The organism is Promicromonospora alba (assembly GCF_042654905.1).
GTDB lineage: Bacteria > Actinomycetota > Actinomycetes > Actinomycetales > Cellulomonadaceae > Promicromonospora > Promicromonospora alba.
The window spans coordinates 261,939-276,882 of record NZ_JBHSFI010000006.1 but is presented as its reverse complement, the minus strand read 5'-3'; the positions used below and the strand labels follow the sequence as shown (position 1 = coordinate 276,882).

Annotated in this window: 17 protein-coding genes; 9 read left to right on the top strand and 8 right to left on the bottom strand. The window is 73.0% G+C overall.

Features of this window, described 5'->3' with window-relative positions; translation table 11 throughout:
* Positions 1-51 precede the first annotated feature (51 nt).
* Complete coding sequence (locus ACFO6V_RS20890) at positions 52-921, top strand: helix-turn-helix transcriptional regulator (RefSeq protein ID WP_377138835.1); 870 nt, start codon at positions 52-54, stop codon at positions 919-921.
* Here ACFO6V_RS20890 and ACFO6V_RS20885 read toward each other — a convergent pair.
* Positions 893-1,645: an SDR family oxidoreductase gene (locus ACFO6V_RS20885; protein ID WP_377138833.1), complete on the bottom strand. Its 753-nt coding sequence runs from the start codon at positions 1,643-1,645 to the stop codon at positions 893-895. The genes ACFO6V_RS20890 and ACFO6V_RS20885 overlap by 29 nt on opposite strands.
* A 100-nt stretch (positions 1,646-1,745) precedes the next feature.
* Here ACFO6V_RS20885 and ACFO6V_RS20880 point away from each other — a divergent pair, with 100 nt between their 5' ends.
* Positions 1,746-2,573 carry a helix-turn-helix transcriptional regulator gene (locus ACFO6V_RS20880; protein ID WP_377138830.1) on the top strand — a complete coding sequence of 276 codons (828 nt, stop codon included), beginning with the start codon at positions 1,746-1,748 and terminating at the stop codon, positions 2,571-2,573.
* Positions 2,574-2,601: 28 nt separating this feature from the next.
* Positions 2,602-4,002, top strand: coding sequence for a Na+/H+ antiporter NhaA (gene nhaA, locus ACFO6V_RS20875; protein ID WP_377138827.1), 1,401 nt, complete (start codon positions 2,602-2,604; stop codon positions 4,000-4,002).
* A 152-nt stretch (positions 4,003-4,154) separates the two neighbouring features.
* Here nhaA and ACFO6V_RS20870 read toward each other — a convergent pair whose 3' ends face one another.
* Positions 4,155-6,179 (bottom strand): AfsR/SARP family transcriptional regulator, encoded by a 2,025-nt coding sequence (locus tag ACFO6V_RS20870; RefSeq protein ID WP_377138824.1) that lies wholly within the window; start codon positions 6,177-6,179, stop codon positions 4,155-4,157.
* A gap of 33 nt (positions 6,180-6,212) precedes the next feature.
* On the opposite strand from ACFO6V_RS20870, the gene ACFO6V_RS20865 reads away from it, so the two are divergent.
* Complete coding sequence (locus ACFO6V_RS20865) at positions 6,213-7,088, top strand: alpha/beta fold hydrolase (RefSeq protein WP_377138821.1); 876 nt, start codon at positions 6,213-6,215, stop codon at positions 7,086-7,088.
* A 30-nt stretch (positions 7,089-7,118) separates the two neighbouring features.
* Here ACFO6V_RS20865 and ACFO6V_RS20860 read toward each other — a convergent pair whose 3' ends face one another.
* Positions 7,119-7,715 carry a DsbA family protein gene (locus ACFO6V_RS20860; protein WP_377138818.1) on the bottom strand — a complete coding sequence of 199 codons (597 nt, stop codon included), beginning with the start codon at positions 7,713-7,715 and terminating at the stop codon, positions 7,119-7,121.
* Positions 7,716-7,719: 4 nt separating this feature from the next.
* Entirely contained in the window at positions 7,720-8,286 is a 567-nt protein-coding gene (locus tag ACFO6V_RS20855) for a TetR/AcrR family transcriptional regulator (protein WP_377138815.1), read from the bottom strand.
* Between the two features lie 137 nt (positions 8,287-8,423).
* On the opposite strand from ACFO6V_RS20855, the gene ACFO6V_RS20850 reads away from it, so the two are divergent.
* Positions 8,424-9,266: an alpha/beta fold hydrolase gene (locus ACFO6V_RS20850; protein ID WP_377138813.1), complete on the top strand. Its 843-nt coding sequence runs from the start codon at positions 8,424-8,426 to the stop codon at positions 9,264-9,266.
* 33 nt (positions 9,267-9,299) lie between these two features.
* Here ACFO6V_RS20850 and ACFO6V_RS20845 read toward each other — a convergent pair whose 3' ends face one another.
* Positions 9,300-9,701 carry a winged helix-turn-helix transcriptional regulator gene (locus tag ACFO6V_RS20845; RefSeq protein ID WP_377138811.1) on the bottom strand — a complete coding sequence of 134 codons (402 nt, stop codon included), beginning with the start codon at positions 9,699-9,701 and terminating at the stop codon, positions 9,300-9,302.
* 123 nt (positions 9,702-9,824) lie between these two features.
* On the opposite strand from ACFO6V_RS20845, the gene ACFO6V_RS20840 reads away from it, so the two are divergent.
* The 3 genes from ACFO6V_RS20840 (at position 9,825) to ACFO6V_RS20830 (ending at position 12,314) form a co-directional block, all read left to right on the top strand.
* Positions 9,825-10,667, top strand: a complete 843-nt coding sequence (locus tag ACFO6V_RS20840; protein ID WP_377138808.1) for an NAD(P)H-binding protein — start codon at positions 9,825-9,827, stop codon at positions 10,665-10,667.
* Between the two features lie 115 nt (positions 10,668-10,782).
* A complete protein-coding gene (locus tag ACFO6V_RS20835; RefSeq protein ID WP_377138806.1) occupies positions 10,783-11,346 on the top strand; it encodes a cysteine hydrolase family protein in 564 nt (187 codons plus the stop codon).
* Entirely contained in the window at positions 11,343-12,314 is a 972-nt protein-coding gene (locus ACFO6V_RS20830) for a GlxA family transcriptional regulator (protein ID WP_377138804.1), read from the top strand. Before ACFO6V_RS20835 ends, ACFO6V_RS20830 begins: the two co-directional genes overlap by 4 nt.
* Positions 12,315-12,373: 59 nt before the next feature.
* Here ACFO6V_RS20830 and ACFO6V_RS20825 read toward each other — a convergent pair whose 3' ends face one another.
* The 3 genes from ACFO6V_RS20825 to ACFO6V_RS20815 form a co-directional block, all read right to left on the bottom strand.
* Positions 12,374-12,760, bottom strand: a complete 387-nt coding sequence (locus ACFO6V_RS20825; RefSeq protein WP_377138801.1) for a DUF1304 domain-containing protein — start codon at positions 12,758-12,760, stop codon at positions 12,374-12,376.
* Positions 12,761-12,827: 67 nt separating this feature from the next.
* Complete coding sequence (locus ACFO6V_RS20820) at positions 12,828-13,199, bottom strand: ArsR/SmtB family transcription factor (protein WP_377138798.1); 372 nt, start codon at positions 13,197-13,199, stop codon at positions 12,828-12,830.
* Positions 13,196-13,639, bottom strand: coding sequence for an SRPBCC domain-containing protein (locus tag ACFO6V_RS20815; protein ID WP_377138796.1), 444 nt, complete (start codon positions 13,637-13,639; stop codon positions 13,196-13,198). Before ACFO6V_RS20815 ends, ACFO6V_RS20820 begins: the two co-directional genes overlap by 4 nt.
* A 108-nt stretch (positions 13,640-13,747) precedes the next feature.
* On the opposite strand from ACFO6V_RS20815, the gene ACFO6V_RS20810 reads away from it, so the two are divergent.
* Positions 13,748-14,938 (top strand): MFS transporter, encoded by a 1,191-nt coding sequence (locus ACFO6V_RS20810; RefSeq protein ID WP_377138794.1) that lies wholly within the window; start codon positions 13,748-13,750, stop codon positions 14,936-14,938.
* Positions 14,939-14,944 lie beyond the last annotated feature (6 nt).

Genomic DNA, 14,944 nt, shown 5'->3' with positions numbered 1-14,944 from the left:
GGGTACGGCCAGTACCAGGCTGTTCTCGTCCGGCCTCGATACGTTGGGGGCATGAGCGGATCCACGGAGCTGGGCAGCGCACTGCGAGCGTGGCGCGACCGCACCGCGCCGGCCGAGGTGGGCCTGCCCTCCGGCGGCGTGCGGCGCGCCGCCGGGCTGCGCAGGGAGGAGCTCTCGCAGCTCGCCAGCCTGTCCGTCGACTACATAGTGCGGCTGGAGCAGGGCCGGGCCACCTCGCCGTCGCCGCAGGTCCTGTCCTCGCTCGCCCGCGCCCTGCGCCTGTCCGACGTCGAGCGGGAGCACCTGTACGTCCTCGCCGGCCAGCCGGTGCCGGGCCCTGGCCACGTCTCCCAGGTCATCCCGCCGGGTGTGCGGCGCCTGATCGACCAGCTCGACGGCGCCCCGCTGAGCGTGAACGACGCGGCCTGGAACGTGGTGCTGTGGAACCCGATGTGGGCCGCCCTGCTCGGTGACCCGACCCAGCTCTCCGAACGTGAGCGCAACCCGATCTGGCGCCACTTCGTGGGACCGGCGTACAGCGTCCAGCAGTCCCCGGAGCACGGCGCCAGGTTCGAGGCGGCGATGATCACGGACCTGCGGGCGGCGCGGGCCCGCTACCCGGCCGACGCCGGCCTGCTCTCCCTCGTCGAGGACCTCCGGAGCGCCAGCGCCGACTTCGCGCGGCAGTGGGACGCCGGGGTCGTGGGCGAGCACGTGTCGAACCACAAGACGGTCCTGCATCCCGCCGTCGGCCCGCTGGTCCTGGACTGCGACGTGCTCGCGGTGCCGGGCAGCGACCTGCGCATCGTCGTCTACACAGCCGCGGCCGGCAGCGAGGACGCCGACCGGCTGCGGCTGCTCGGGACCATCGGCACCCAGGTGCTCGGTGCGGTCAGCGCTGGGCCGCCGGGCGCACGATGATCTCGTTCACGTCGACGTCGGCGGGCTGGTCCAGGGCGAACGAGATGGCGCGGGCGATCGCGTCCGCCGGGATGACGTTGCGGCGGTAGACCCGCACGAAGTCCTGCGTGGCGGGATCGGAGATGTGCTCGGCGAGCTCGCTCTCGACCACCCCGGGCGTGATCGTCGTGGCCCGGATGCCCGGGTCCGACTCGAGCCGGAGGCCCTCGGTGATCGCCCAGGCCGCGAACTTCGAGGCGGAATAGACGGCCGAGGTCGGGACCACCTCGTGCGCGGCGATCGAGGCGACCGTGACGACGTGCCCGCCGCCCTGCCGCCCGAAGTGCGGCAGCACCGCGGCGATGCCGTGGAGCAGCCCGCGCACGTTGACGTCGATCATCTGGTCCCACTCGTCCACGAGCAGCGCGTCGAGCCGGGACAACGGCATGACGCCCGCGTTGTTCACGATGACGTCGATGCGCCCGTGCTCCTCGACGACGCGGTCGACGACGGCGCGCACGTCGTCGCGGTCGGTCACGTCGAGCCGGTGGGCGCTCGCCGCCCCACCGTCGGAGTGGATCTTCTCCACCAGGGCCTGGAGGCGGTCCGTCCGGCGGGCGCCGAGCACCACGTGGTGGCCCTCCGCCGCGAGCCGGATCGCCGTGGCCTCGCCGATGCCGCTGCTCGCGCCGGTGACGAGGACGATCTTGGAGGTGCTGGTCTGGGTGTTCGTCTCTGTGCTCATGCCTCCAGGCTGCGGCGCCGCACCGGGCCCAGGAAGGACGCCGTCCTCCTGGGTGCAGCACACCCTGGATACGCACGGCGGGCCGGGTACCGTCGAAGACATGACCGCATCACCGCTCGGCGACTACCTGCGCGGCAGGCGTGCGCAGCTGACCCCGGAGGCGCTCGGCCTGCCCGTGTACGGGAGGCGCCGCGTCGTCGGCCTGCGGCGGGAGGAGGTGGCGATGCTGACCGGCGTCAGCGTGGACTACTACGTCCGGCTCGAACAAGGCCGCGAGGTGAGCCCGTCGCCGCAGGTCCTGGACTCGCTCGGCGAGGTGCTGCGCCTGGACGACGACGGCAGGCAGCACCTCTACCGGCTGGCCGGCCTCAGCCCCCGGCCGGCGAGCCCAGCAGCGGTCGAGGAGGTCGACAGCGCGCTGCTGGAGCTCCTGCTCTCCTGGCGGGACAGCCCCGCGCTCGTCTTCGGGCGCGCCTTCGACGTGCTGGCGTGCAACCCGCTCGGCGAGGCGCTGTTCAACGGGTTCCCGTTCTCCCGGAACCTGACCCGCGCGACCTTTCTCGACCCTGCAGCGCGCACCTTCTACCCGGACTGGCACCGCGTCGCCGAGAACACCGTGGCCGGGCTCCGCCTGGCCGACGGGCTCACGCCGGGCAACCCGCTGATCCGCGGCGTCGTCGACGAGCTGCGCGTCAAGAGCCCGGACTTCGTGCGGATGTGGGACCAGCACGACGCCCGCGGCAAGCGCCTGACCAGCAAGCGTTTCCTGCACCCCGACGTGGGTCACCTGGAGCTGCGCGTGCACGCGTTCGACGTCCGTGGCGTGCCCGGCCAGGAGCTCGTCGTCTACCACGCGCCCCCGGGCTCGCCGGCCGCCGAGGCGCTGGCCCTGCTCGGCACGATCGCCGCGACGAGAGCGATCGGCTGAGGCCGTCCGACTCTGTCATTCTTGACCCGTGACAGACCGGATCCCCACCGGAGTTCCGACCAGGCCGGGTCCCCGGCCTCGCGTGGACATCCCGTACCCGCGCCTCTCCCCGGGCCTACGCAGCTACTTCGCGACCGAGGGCGGGGGAGCGACGCTCCTGCTCGCGGCGTCGGCCATCGCCCTGGTCTGGGCGAACGTGGCGGGCGACTCGTACCACGCGCTGTGGGAGACGCCCGTCAACCTCACGGTCGGCACCTGGGAGCTGCACCTCTCGCTGCACCACTGGGTGAACGACTTCCTCATGGCGGTGTTCTTCTTCGTGGTCGGCGTCGAGGTCAACCGTGAGCTCACCGTCGGCGAGCTGCGCACGTTCCGCGCCGCGTCTGTGCCGCTCTTCGGGGCGATCGGCGGGCTGGCCGTCCCGATCGGCATCTACCTGCTGATCAACCCGTCCGGCCCGGACGCGTCCGGCTGGGGCCTGCCGATGTCCACGGACACGGCGTTCGTCATCGGTGTGCTCGCGCTCGCGGGGCCACGCTGCCCCGACCAGCTCCGCGTCTTCCTGCTCACGCTGGCGATCTTCGACGACATCGGGGCCATCGCCCTCCTCGGCATCTTCTACTCCGACGCGATCTCCATGGGCGCGCTGGCGCTCGCGGCGCTGCTCACGCTGGTGCTGTTCGCGATGCGCTGGGTCGGCGTCTGGCAGATTCCCCCGTACCTGCTCGTGGGCCTGATCCTGTGGGTGGCGGTCCTCGAGTCCGGGCTGCACCCGACGCTCGCGGGCGTCGTCGTGGGTCTCTCGGTCCCGACTGCCCGCCGGGGGCACGACGACCAGGCGCGTCGAGATCTCGGGTGGTACTCGCGCGCCCTGATGGAGGACCTCGACCCGACCCGCTCCCGCCTCGCCGTCAGCGCGGCACGGTCGGCGGTCCCCACGAGCGACCGAATCCTCGACGCGCTGCACCCGGTCAGCTCGTACTTCGTCGTGCCGGTGTTCGGGCTGGCCAACGCGGGCGTCGCGCTGACCGGGGAGTCGATCAGCGCAGCCCTGTCCAGTCCGGTCACGCTCGGTGTGCTGGTCGGCCTCGTGCTCGGCAAGGGGATCGGCGTCTTCGCCGGTGCGATGATCGCGCTCACGACCGGGCTCGGTACCCTGCCCGGCCAGGTGCGCTACGGACACCTCGCCGGCGGTGCGTTCCTGTGCGGCATCGGGTTCACCATCGCGCTGTTCGTCAGCGAGCTCGCGTTCGACGACGAGGCGCTGATCAACGAGGCCAAGGTGGGCATCATCGTCGGGTCGATCCTGTCCGGCGTCATCGGCATCCTGGTCCTCAGGTACTTCGGTGACCGGCTGCCGCTGTGCTCGCCCCACGAGGCCAGCGGCCCGCCGCCGCTGCCGGACGGCGCCTGGCGCCCGCCGGCTTAGCGGGGCGCTGAGTTCGGTCAGTTGCACAGGCGGCTCGTTGAGATCGGTCCGTTGCTCTGAGATCGGTCGGTTGATTGACCGATCTCAGAGCAACGGACCGAAGTCGGTGTGAGTTCGGTCAATTGCTCGGCCGGACCGACCGGCCGACGCCGTCAGCCGTCGAGGAACTCCGCCAGCGCGTTCAGGTGATCCCGTACCGGACCGGCCGTGAGGACGCCGCTGCCCGCCGACACCTCTTCGGCCGCCGGGACGAGCGCCGCCCGGGCCCGCTCCGCGACTCGGCGGTCGCCGACCGCGATCGCTGCTCGGCCCGCCAGGATCCAGAGCACCTCGGCGAGCAGGCCGGGCGGCGGGTCCGACAGACGGCGGACGGCGGCCGCGGCCTCGGCGTCCGCCCCGCGGGCCAGGAGCAGGTGCGGGCGGGCCCATGGCTCGTAGGGGCCCCAGCGGCTGCTGTCTCCTGCCGCGCTGTTCGTTCCTGCGTCCCGAGCGGCGGCCGGGTGCGCCGCCTCGCGGGCGGGTGCACCGCCGTCGGGCACTCCGCCGTCAGCCGGCACACCCCGCCACACCCGCAGCGCGAGCAGCGCCAGCGGGAGCAGCCCGTCCGCCAGTCCGGGCATGCCCGAACCGTTCAGCGACCCGGCCGCCTGCCGGTAGGCCCGCTCGGCGACCTCCACGGGCGCACCCGACGCCGCGACCCGCAGCGCCGCGAACCACCCCGTGAACACCGCGACCAGCGGCCGCTCGTACCGCACGCCCAGCGCGGCAGCCTCGTCCGCGTGCGCCTCCGCCCCGTCGTGGTCCCCGAGGGCCGACAGCGCCTGAGTCCGCACCAGGTGCCCCAGGATCTCGAAGGTGCTCAGCCCGTGCCGGGCCGCCAGGGCCACCAGCTCCGCGCCGATCGCGTCCCGCTCGCCTGCCAGGCCCGTGCGCTCGAAGCGCGTCAGGTACCGGCCTGCCAGGGCGAACGCGAGCACCGCCGGGTCGCCCGCCCGCTGCGCGAGGGTCTCGGCCTGCCGCGCGGCCTCCGGCCCTCGCGGCCCGGGCAGCCCGCGCGACTCCATCGCGACGGTCGCCAGCAGCCGGGAGCGGACGGCGTCGGGCGCATCGGCGGGTAGGGCGGCCAGGGTGCGCTCGGCGGCGGCGGCCATCTCGGCGGCAGCGCCCGCGTCGTCGGACCGGGTCCAGGAGCCCGGCACGTCGAACGCGCCGATCACCCGGGCGGTGAGCTCCGGATCGCCGAGCTGCTCGGCGGCGCGGATGGCGGCCACCCGCTGCGAGCGGGCGGCCGCCAGACCCTCGCCACCGGACAGCGCCAGGGTGCGCAGCAGCGTCGCCGTCGACTCCAGGCGGCTGCGGGCACCGGCGGCGACCACTCGTTCGTACGCGGAGGCGGTGTCCCGCCAGACGTCGTCGGGTGTGGCCGCGTCGGCCCCGACCTGGTGCCGCAGAATCTGACCCTCCAGCTCCGCGAGTTGCGGCCCCGGGTCGACGCCGAGTTCCTCGGCCAGCATCGCTCGCGCCCGGCGGAGCACGGCCAGCGCGTCCGCCTGCCGGCCCGACCGGTAGAGCGCGAGCGCGAGCAGGCGCCACGCCTCCTCACGCCAGGGGTGCTCGGCCACGTGCGCGTCCAGACCCGGCACGACGCCGGCCGCGTCGCCGAGTGCGATCCGCACCTCGGCGCGGCGCTCGGTGGCGACGAGCCGCAGCTCTGCCAGCCGGGCCCGCTCGGCAGCCGCCCACGGCTGGTCCAGCCCCGCATAGGGGGTGCCGCGCCAGGCGCCGAGCGCCCGGTCGAGCGACGTCCGGGCGGCCGCGGGGGCCAGCTCGCGCGACCCGGCCACCGCCGCCTCGAACGACCAGGCGTCCACGTCGACGTCGCGCAGTGCGTACCCCGGGCCGTCGGTCACGAGCAGCCGGGCGGGCGTGCGCGCCGTCCGCCCGGGCTCGAGGCCACGGCGGAGCGCCGCGACGAACGTGCGCACGGCGGCCAGTGCGCCCCGGGGCGGCTCCACCCACAGGTCCTGGACCAGGCGGTCGGCGGTCACCGTCCGGCCGCCCGCCGCGACCAGCCGCGCGAGGACGGCGCGCTGGCGAGGGCCGCCCAGGGCCGCCTCTGCGCCGTCGACCCACGCGGTGACCGGGCCCAGCACCCCTACCCGCACATCCTTGCTCATTGCTTGCTCATCCACGTCCTGGAGATTCGGGGCATGACACAGAAGATCCCTGGGCTCGACTACCAGCGCGTCGCCGTGGGCGACGTCGTCCTCAACGTAGCGGTCGGCGGCTCCGGCAGCCCTGTCGTGCTGCTGCACGGCTTTCCGCAGACACACCTCATGTGGCGCCACGTCGCCGCGGACCTCCTCCGTGACCACACGGTGATCGTTCCTGACCTGCGCGGTTACGGTGCGAGCGACAAGCCCGCCGAGCTCGACCGCGACACCTACTCGAAGCGGACCATGGCCCAGGACGTGGTCGCGCTCGCCGGCGCGCTGGGCCACGAGACGTTCGCCCTCGCGGGTCACGACCGGGGAGCGCTCGTGGCGATCCGCGCGGGCCTGGACCACCCCGACCGGGTCACCCACCTGGCGATCCTCGACGTGCTGCCGACCCTCGACATGTGGGACGTGCTGCACGGTGCCGACGCCGCCGTCGCGTTCCACCTGTACCTCATGGCCCAGCCGCCCGGCCTGCCCGAGCGGATGATCGAGGCCTCCGCCGACGACTTCTTCGGGTTCTTCCTCGACGCCTGGGGCACGGGTCCCGACGCGATCCCGGCCGACGTCCGGGCCGAGTACCTGCGGGCCTCGCGGGAGGCGGTGCCGTCGATAGTGGCGGACTACCGCGCGTCGGCGGGGATCGACGTCGAGCACGACCGGGCTGACCGGGCGGCAGGACGGCGGCTCGCCATGCCGGTCACCGTGCTCCAGCAGGACTGGGGCGCTGCGCTCGGCTACGACGCGGCGGGCCTGTGGTCCGCATGGGCCGCCGACCTGGAGCACCGGACGCTGGACGCGGGGCACTTCATGGCCGAGCAGTCACCGTGGGAGGTGGTGGCCCACCTGCGGGCACTCCTGACGCGATGACCAGGGTGACCTGATCGACCAGCTATCGGGTCACCGGCGGAAGCGGGCGCGCTTGCGGGACATCGACATGGTGTCCCGCAGGTCGGTGATCGTGACGGCGCCCAGGTACGGCTCGCCGTTGATGAACAGCGTGGGCGTGCCGTGTACCCCGGCATCGATACCGGCCTGGTAGTCCTTGCGCACGGCGCCGGCGAACCGCTGCGCCGGGTCACCGATCAGGGCGCTGGTGTCGTCGAGGCCGAGCTGCTCGCCGTAACGGATGATCGACGCGTCGTCGAGGCTGTCCTGGTTCTTGAAGAGCAGACCCGCCATCGGCCAGAACGCCCCCTGGTGCCCCGCGGCCTCGGCCGCGAGGGCCGCCGTCAGCGCGTAGGGGTGCGGCTCGAAGAGGGGGAAGTGGCGCCACACCAGGCGGACCTGGCCCTCGGAGCCGTTGATGAGCTCGTGCAGCACGGGCTTGGCCGCGCCGCAGTACGGGCACTCGAAGTCGCCGAACTCCATGATGGTGAACGGCGCCTCGGGGTTGCCGTACGCCCAGCGGAACGCGAAGTCACCCTCGTGGGGGCCGGTCTGCAGGGCGTACGGAAGGGCTCCCGGTCCGCCGCTGACGGTGTCGTCGGTCGTCATGTCCTCATCCTCTCGCAGTTGCTACGTCGAGCAGCGTCTCCGCGGCCGCGCGGGCATGGTGCGCGGCGTCCGGGGTACCCGCGATGGCGGCGGTGGTCTGCGCGCCCTCGGCGAGGATCGCGAGCTGCGGCGCCAGGGTCGCGGGCGCCCCGGCGTCCGACACGAGGCGGGCGACGTACTCCTGGAAGCTGCGCTTCTGCTCGCGGACGGCGTCCGCTACCGCCGTCGAGGAGGCACCCAGCTCGCCGTGCGTGTTGATGAACGCGCACCCGCGGAAGTCCGGCTCGCGGAACCAGGCGTCGAGGAAGTCGAAGATGGCGAGGATGCGCTCGCGCGCCGACGTCGCCCGCTCCGACGCGGAGGCGAGGCCGGAGTCCCAGACGGCGGTGCGGTGGTTGAGCACCGCGACGATCAGCTCGTCCTTCGACGCGAAGAGCGAGTAGATCCGCTTGAGCGACACGCCCGCCGCCGTCCGCACGGCGTCCATGCCCACCGCCTGGACGCCGTGCGCGTAGAACAGCCGGTCGGCGGCCTCGATCACTGCCTCGCGAGCGGTCTTCTCGTCGATCATGCGATCTCACCCCACTTTTCGCTCCGCACGACTTGCGCGGAGAACGTTCGTTCTCTACGGTAGCGGATATCGGCAGAGAACGACCGTTCTCCGCCGGACCACAGGATCGCAAGCGGGATTCAGGAGAGGAACACATCATGGGTTTCATCACGGTCGGCGCCGAGAACAGCACCAGCACGGAGCTCTACTACGAGGACCACGGCACGGGGCAGCCGGTAGTCCTCATCCACGGCTACCCGCTGGACGGCAACAGCTGGGAGCGCCAGTCCCGCGAGCTGATCGCCGCCGGGTACCGCGTCATCACGTACGACCGCCGCGGGTTCGGCCAGTCGAGCAAGGTCGGGGAGGGCTACGACTACGACACCTTCGCCGCCGACCTGAACACGGTCCTGAACACCCTCGACCTGCGCGACGTCATCCTCGTCGGCTTCTCGATGGGTACCGGCGAGCTCGCCCGCTACGTGAAGAACTACGGCCACGAGCGCGTCGCCAAGCTGGCCTTCCTCGCCTCGCTGGAGCCGTTCCTCGTCGCGACCGACGACAACCCGACCGGCGTGCCGCAGTCGGTCTTCGACGGGATCCGTGAGACGGCCCACGCCGACCGCTTCGCCTGGTTCACGAACTTCTACCAGGACTTCTACAACCTGGACGAGAACCTCGGCAGCCGGATCAGCCAGGAGGTCGTCACGGCGAGCTGGAACACGGCGACCGGCAGCGCCCCGGTCGCGGCCTACGCCGTCGTCTCGGCGTGGATCGAGGACTTCCGGGCCGACGTCGAGGCGGTGCGCGCGGCGGGCAAGCCGTCCCTGATCCTGCACGGCACCAAGGACAACATCCTCCCGATCGACGCCACGGCCCGCCCGTTCCACAAGGCGTTCCCCGAGGCCGAGTACGTCGAGATCGAGGGCGCGCCGCACGGCCTGCTCTGGACCCACGCGGCAGAGGTGAACGAGGCGCTGCTGGCCTTCGTCAAGGCCTGACGCACGGGTGAGGACGGGCCCGCTTCTCCGCGCTCAGCGGGGGAGCGGGCCCGTGTACGCGGCACGGGAGGCCTCGACGTCCGCCAGGTGGGCGTCGCTCCACTCGCCCAGGGCGGCGAAGACGGAGTGGAGGCTGCTGCCGAGCTCGGTGATCTCGTACTCCACGCGCGGCGGCACCTCCGCGTAGATCCTGCGCTGCACCAGGCCGTCCCGTTCGAGCTGGCGCAGGCGCTGCGTGAGCACCTTCGGCGTCACGCCGATCCGCCGCTCCAGCTCGACGAAGCGCTGGGTGCCGTGGGCCTGCAGCACCCACAGGATCGGCGTCGTCCACCGGCTGAAGACGAGGTCCACGACCGGTGAGATGGGGCAGGCGGTGGCCGGGTCGTCGTCCGGCTGGGGTGACCACGTGCTCGTGGCCGTTCTCGCGTTCGGCATGGCAGGCTCCAATACTTTCCTGAGGGAACCTACTGTACTCAGGCTCGTAACGTCGGCGGCAGAGCGGCCGCAGGGGTCGCCCGGCCCCGGTTCGGGGCCGTGTCGTTCAGCCAAGGAGCACCCATGATCGTCGTCACCGGAGCCACCGGAAACATCGGCCGACCGCTGGTCGCCGAGCTCGTCCGACGGGGCCATGACGTCACCGCCGTGTCTCGCGCGGGCACCGCCCCGCTCGACGACCCCCGGGTCCGCGGCGAGCGCGCGGACCTTGCCGACCCGGACAGCCTGAGCGCCGCCGTCGCCGGCGCGGAGGCGATGTTCCTCCTGGTGCCGGGCTCGGGCGAGCACCTGGACACCGAGCGGATCATCGGCACGGCCGCCGACGCGGGCGTGCGGCGCCTCGTCCTGCTCTCGTCACTGGGCGCCGCCACGCGGTCCGGATCGGTCTCGCACGGACCCCTCGCCCAGCTCGAGAAGCTCGTGCAGGGGTCGGGCCTCGACTGGACGGTGCTGCGGCCCGGGGACTTCGCCAGCAACGCGTTCGCCTGGGCGCCGTCGGTCCGCGCGGAGCGCACCGTGCACGCGCCGTTCGGCGACGTCGCGCTGCCCGCCGTCGACCCGTCCGACATCGCTGAGGTCGCGGCGGCCGCCCTGGTCGACGACGGCCACGCGGGCCGCACCTACGCGCTCACCGGTCCCGCCGCAGTGTCGCCACGCGATCGGACCCAGGCGCTCGCCGAGGCGCTCGGCGTCCCCCTGACCTTCGCCGAGCTCACGCGCGAGGAGGCGCGGGCCGGGATGCTCGCGTACATCCCGGAGCATGTGGTCGACGGCACCCTGGCGATCCTGGGCGAGCCGCTCCCGGAGGAGCAGGCGGTGAGCCCGGACATCGAGACGGTGCTGGGCCGGCCCGCGCGGTCGTTCGCCGACTGGGCGCGGCGGAACGCGGCGGCGTTCGCGGCCTGACGGGTCGTCGCGGGAAGCCCCCCCCGACATCGCGCCCGGGACGATGACCAGATCCGTCCGCCTCGCGACCCGATCCGGCCTCCCGCCCGCGCACCTGCGTGGCCAGACTGGAGGCATGAACCGAGCGCTGATCGTCGTAGACGTCCAGGAGTCCTTCCGTGTCCGCCCGCAGTGGGCCGACACGCTCAACCCCACGGTCGCGGAGCCCGTCAACCGGCTCGTCGACCTCGCCCGTGCGGCCGGGGACCTCGTCGTCTGGGTGCTGCACACCGAGCCGGGGACGGGCAACGCGTTCGACCCGGAGTCCGGCAACGTCCGGCTGTTCGCCGAGCTGAGCGAGCCCCTGCCTGACGAGCCGGTGCTCCGCAAGACCTCGCACAACGCGTTCACGACCACCAACCTGCAGCAGATCCTCACCGCGCACGGCGTCGGGGAGCTGCGCGTCTGCGGCATCCGCGCCGAGCAGTGCGTGGAGACCACCACGCGCGTCGGCTCCGACCTCGGCTATGCCATGACGTTCGTGAGCGACGCCACCAGCACGGACCCGCTCGGCCGGTTCAGCGCCGCCGACATCCTGGAGCGCACCGAGGCCGTGCTCCGTGGCCGGTTCGCCCGCATCGCCACCGTCGCGGAGCTCGAGGCGGAGTCCGAGGTGGGCGTGACAGCATCGGCCACATGACCACAGTCGTCTTCGTGCTGCTGCCGGGGGTCCACCTGCTCGACCTGGCGGGCCCCGCGCAGGCCTTCTTCGCGGCGGGCGACTTCGGCCGGCCGTACGACCTGCGGTACGTGTCCGGCGTCGAACCGGATGGTTCCGCAGGCGGCGGGGCCGGCGGTACAGCGCCCGACGCCGGTGTGGTCGCCTCCGCGCAGGGCCTCCCGCTCGTCGCGGGTACCGACTGGCCGGAGCTCGGCCCCGACGACCTCGTCGTCGTACCCGGGTGGCGTGTCGGAGGCGTCAAGGTCGCCTGGCCCCGGGTGAGCGTCTCGCTGCGCGAGCGGCTCGCCGCCCACCACGGCGCGGGCGGCACCGTCGCGAGCGTGTGCGCGGGGGCGGACGCCCTCGGCCAGGCGGGCCTGCTGGACGGCCGGCGCTGCACCACGCACCACGCCGTCCAGGACGACCTCGCCGCCCGCTACCCCCGGGCGCACGTGGTCCGGGACGTCCTGTTCACCACGGACGGCGGCGTGGTCACCTCCGCGGGCATCGCGAGCGGCATCGACCTGTCGCTCCACCTGCTCGCCATGCGGCACGGGCCTGCGCTCGCCGCGCGGGTGGCCCGCGAGATGGTGGTGTACACCCGCCGGAACGGGACGGAGCCGCAGGCCAGCGTGATGCTGCGGCACCGGTCGCACGTCGACGACACGGTTCACCGGGTGCAGAACCACATAGACACCAACTTCGCGCGGACCCTGCCGCTCGCCGACCTGGCCGCGCACGCCGGTGTCGCCGCGCGCACGCTGACCAGGCTGTTCACCCGGGCCGCCGGGATGACGCCGCTGCGCTACCAGCAGCTGCTGCGGCTCGAACGGGCAGAGCACCTGATCGGCCACGGCGCGACCGTCGAGTCGGCGGCCCACACGGTCGGCTTCCAGGACGCGCGCATGCTGCGCCGCCTCCGCAACACCCCCCACCCCGTCCGTTGAGTGCTGGATATTTGTCCATCTGAGGCGCTCAGATGGACAAATATCCAGCACTCAACGGGTCAGAGGAGGAGGGCGATCGCCACGGCGATGATCGCCAGCAGCGGGAGGAGGCCCTGCTTCAGTGCCGCGTCGCGCTTGGTCGGGTCCGAGATCACCAGGACGAGCGCCGCCGCGGCCATCGAGCCGGTTCCGGCGAGCACGAGGGCGGCGCCCACCGCCGTCGACCCGGTGGCCGTAAAGACGATGCCGACGGCGGTGACGATCGCGAGGAACAGGTTGTAGAAACCCTGGTTCAGAGCCATCGGCCGCATCGCCTCTGCCTGTTCCGCAGTCATCCCGAACGTCGCCAAGGTCTTCCGGTCGGTCCAGGCGAACGCCTCCAGATAGAAGATGTAGACGTGGATCAGGGCGGCGATGCCCGCGAGCACGAGACCGGCGATCAGCATGTTGACTCCTTGGCTGTGACATGACCTGCGGGCATGTCACCCGCAGTATGTCAGGGCAAGGACCAGGTCAGCGCGACGGCGGCTGCTCGCCGTCCGGATGTGCCGCGCCGTCCAGATGCGCCTTGAGAGCGGCGAGCGGGGAGTCCCAGTCCCGCGCCAGCGCCGCGAGGAACTGCTGGGCCACCTGCATGGGGGTCGAGTGCAGCCGGTAGCGCACCCGACGGCGCTCGCCGGGCTCGGGGATCACCAGGCCGGCGTCCGTCAGCAGGGCCAGGTGCTTCGCGATCGCCTGCCGGGTGATGGGCAGCCGGCCGGACAGGTCCGTCGCCGTCGCGGGACCGCGGGCCGCGAGCTCGCCGAGGATCGCGCGCCGGGTCGGGTCGGCGAGGGCCGCGAACACCTGCTCGGCGGTCTTCTCCGGCTCGTTCACGGCGTTCACGCGGCAGCGAGATATGCGGCGAGCTCGCCGAGCTCCCGCTCCCACCCCGTGACGTGGTCCGGGTATGCCACCGCGTGGTCGTCGGCGGGGAACTGGGCGAAGCCCGTCTCCGTCACGGTCAGCCGGGTGCTCGTGCCCGCGGGTTCGCCGGCCGGTTCCAGGGTGAACTCGACGTAGGTGCGGCGCGGGTCGTCGTCGGGCATGCCGTGGATCTGCCAGGTGAAGGCGAAGGCCGACGGCTCCTCCACGCGTTCGACGCGAAGGTCGTGGCGGGCGCCGTCGTCCCATGCGATCCGGGCGGCCCCGCCCGGGCGCAGGTCGATGTCGGCGTGGTGGCCGAACCAGGACGCCAGGCCCTCCGCGGTGGTCACGGCGGCCCAGACGGTCGCGGGCGGGTGGCCGAGGTCGATGGTCCGCACTATGCGGTCGGGGAAGGGCATGCCTCGGAGCCTATGCCGGGTGCTGCCTTGACGCAACCAGTTGGTTGCCATAGTGTCGCAATCACTCGGTTGCGATACGGCGCGGCCGCTGCTCACCCGGAGGAACGCATGGACGTACAGACACGAGCGGTTCCCGCCGCGCCGCCGTCGGCCCGCCGCACGCTCTCGACGCTCTTCGCGGCGAACTTCGTGCTCGGTACCGCCGAGACGCTGGTGATCGGCCTGCTGGTGGTGATCTCGGGCGACCTCGGCGTGTCGGTACCCGCCGCCGGAGGCCTGGTCACCGCCTACGCCGTCGGCCTGGCCGCGGGCGGTCCGCTCCTGACCATGGCGACCATGCGGCTCGACCGGCGGACGGTGGTCCGCGGCTCCATCGCGATCTTCGTGGTCGGCAACCTGCTCGCCGTCGTCACCGCCGACTACGTGACCTTCCTGGTCGCGCGCGGGATCACCGGGGCCCTGCACGGCCTCTTCCTCGCGACGGCGTTCACGGTGGCGACCGCCGTCGTCCCGCGCGAGGCGGCCGGGCGGGCGATGGCCGCGATCCTCCTCGGCAACACGCTGGCCGGGGCGTTCGGCGCCCCTCTCGGGACGGCGCTCGGGCAGGTCGCCGGCTGGCGCGGCGCCTTCGTCGCCGTGGCGGCGCTCGGCGCGCTCGTCCTTGCCGCCTCCTGGTTCCTGGTCCCGTCCCTGCCTGGCACGAGCGCGGACGACGGCGGACGCGGGCAGCTGCGGAACGCCTTCGCGCCACGGGTGCTCGCGCTGCTGGCCGTCTGCTTCCTGGTGTTCGCCGCCTCGTGCGCCGCCTGGAGCTACGTGGTGCCGTTCCTCGAGGAGGTCACCGGGGTCTCCGGGGCCATGGTCGGGGTGTACCTGATGATCTACGGCGCGGCGACCGCCGCGGGTGCCTACGCGGGTGGCCGCCTGGCGGACTGGAACGCCGCACGCGCACTGGTCCTCGGGCTGACCGGCCTGACGCTGTCGCTGGCGGCGCTCTGGTTCCTCGGTTCGTCGCCGGTCATGGTGGCGCTGATCCTGGCGCTGCTCGGCGTGTGCACCATGGGCATGGCGCCGTCCCTGCAGCACCGGGTGGTCAGCCTGGCGGGGCCGGGTGCGCCGCTCGCGCAGTCGCTGCCGGCGTCGGCCGCGAACGTGGGCGTCGCGACGGGGGCCGCTGTCGGCGGTCTCGCGATCAGCGGGTTCGGCGTGCCGGCCGCGGTCGCGGTGGGCGCCCTGATCGGCGCGGTGGCGATCCCGGTCGCGATGGCCACGAGCCGGCTGAAGCCGGTCCGGGAATAGGCGGCG

Coding starts and splice junctions, on each gene's coding strand:
- ACFO6V_RS20835 (WP_377138806.1), top strand. CDS start 10,783: ATGAACCGAGCGCTGATCGTCGTAGACGTCCAGGAGTCCTTCCGTGTC.
- ACFO6V_RS20865 (WP_377138821.1), top strand. CDS start 6,213: ATGACACAGAAGATCCCTGGGCTCGACTACCAGCGCGTCGCCGTGGGC.
- ACFO6V_RS20855 (WP_377138815.1), bottom strand. CDS start 8,286: ATGATCGACGAGAAGACCGCTCGCGAGGCAGTGATCGAGGCCGCCGAC.
- ACFO6V_RS20845 (WP_377138811.1), bottom strand. CDS start 9,701: ATGCCGAACGCGAGAACGGCCACGAGCACGTGGTCACCCCAGCCGGAC.
- ACFO6V_RS20825 (WP_377138801.1), bottom strand. CDS start 12,760: ATGCTGATCGCCGGTCTCGTGCTCGCGGGCATCGCCGCCCTGATCCAC.
- ACFO6V_RS20810 (WP_377138794.1), top strand. CDS start 13,748: ATGGACGTACAGACACGAGCGGTTCCCGCCGCGCCGCCGTCGGCCCGC.
- ACFO6V_RS20870 (WP_377138824.1), bottom strand. CDS start 6,179: ATGAGCAAGGATGTGCGGGTAGGGGTGCTGGGCCCGGTCACCGCGTGG.
- ACFO6V_RS20885 (WP_377138833.1), bottom strand. CDS start 1,645: ATGAGCACAGAGACGAACACCCAGACCAGCACCTCCAAGATCGTCCTC.
- ACFO6V_RS20860 (WP_377138818.1), bottom strand. CDS start 7,715: ATGACGACCGACGACACCGTCAGCGGCGGACCGGGAGCCCTTCCGTAC.
- ACFO6V_RS20830 (WP_377138804.1), top strand. CDS start 11,343: ATGACCACAGTCGTCTTCGTGCTGCTGCCGGGGGTCCACCTGCTCGAC.
- ACFO6V_RS20890 (WP_377138835.1), top strand. CDS start 52: ATGAGCGGATCCACGGAGCTGGGCAGCGCACTGCGAGCGTGGCGCGAC.
- ACFO6V_RS20840 (WP_377138808.1), top strand. CDS start 9,825: ATGATCGTCGTCACCGGAGCCACCGGAAACATCGGCCGACCGCTGGTC.
- ACFO6V_RS20815 (WP_377138796.1), bottom strand. CDS start 13,639: ATGCCCTTCCCCGACCGCATAGTGCGGACCATCGACCTCGGCCACCCG.
- ACFO6V_RS20880 (WP_377138830.1), top strand. CDS start 1,746: ATGACCGCATCACCGCTCGGCGACTACCTGCGCGGCAGGCGTGCGCAG.
- ACFO6V_RS20850 (WP_377138813.1), top strand. CDS start 8,424: ATGGGTTTCATCACGGTCGGCGCCGAGAACAGCACCAGCACGGAGCTC.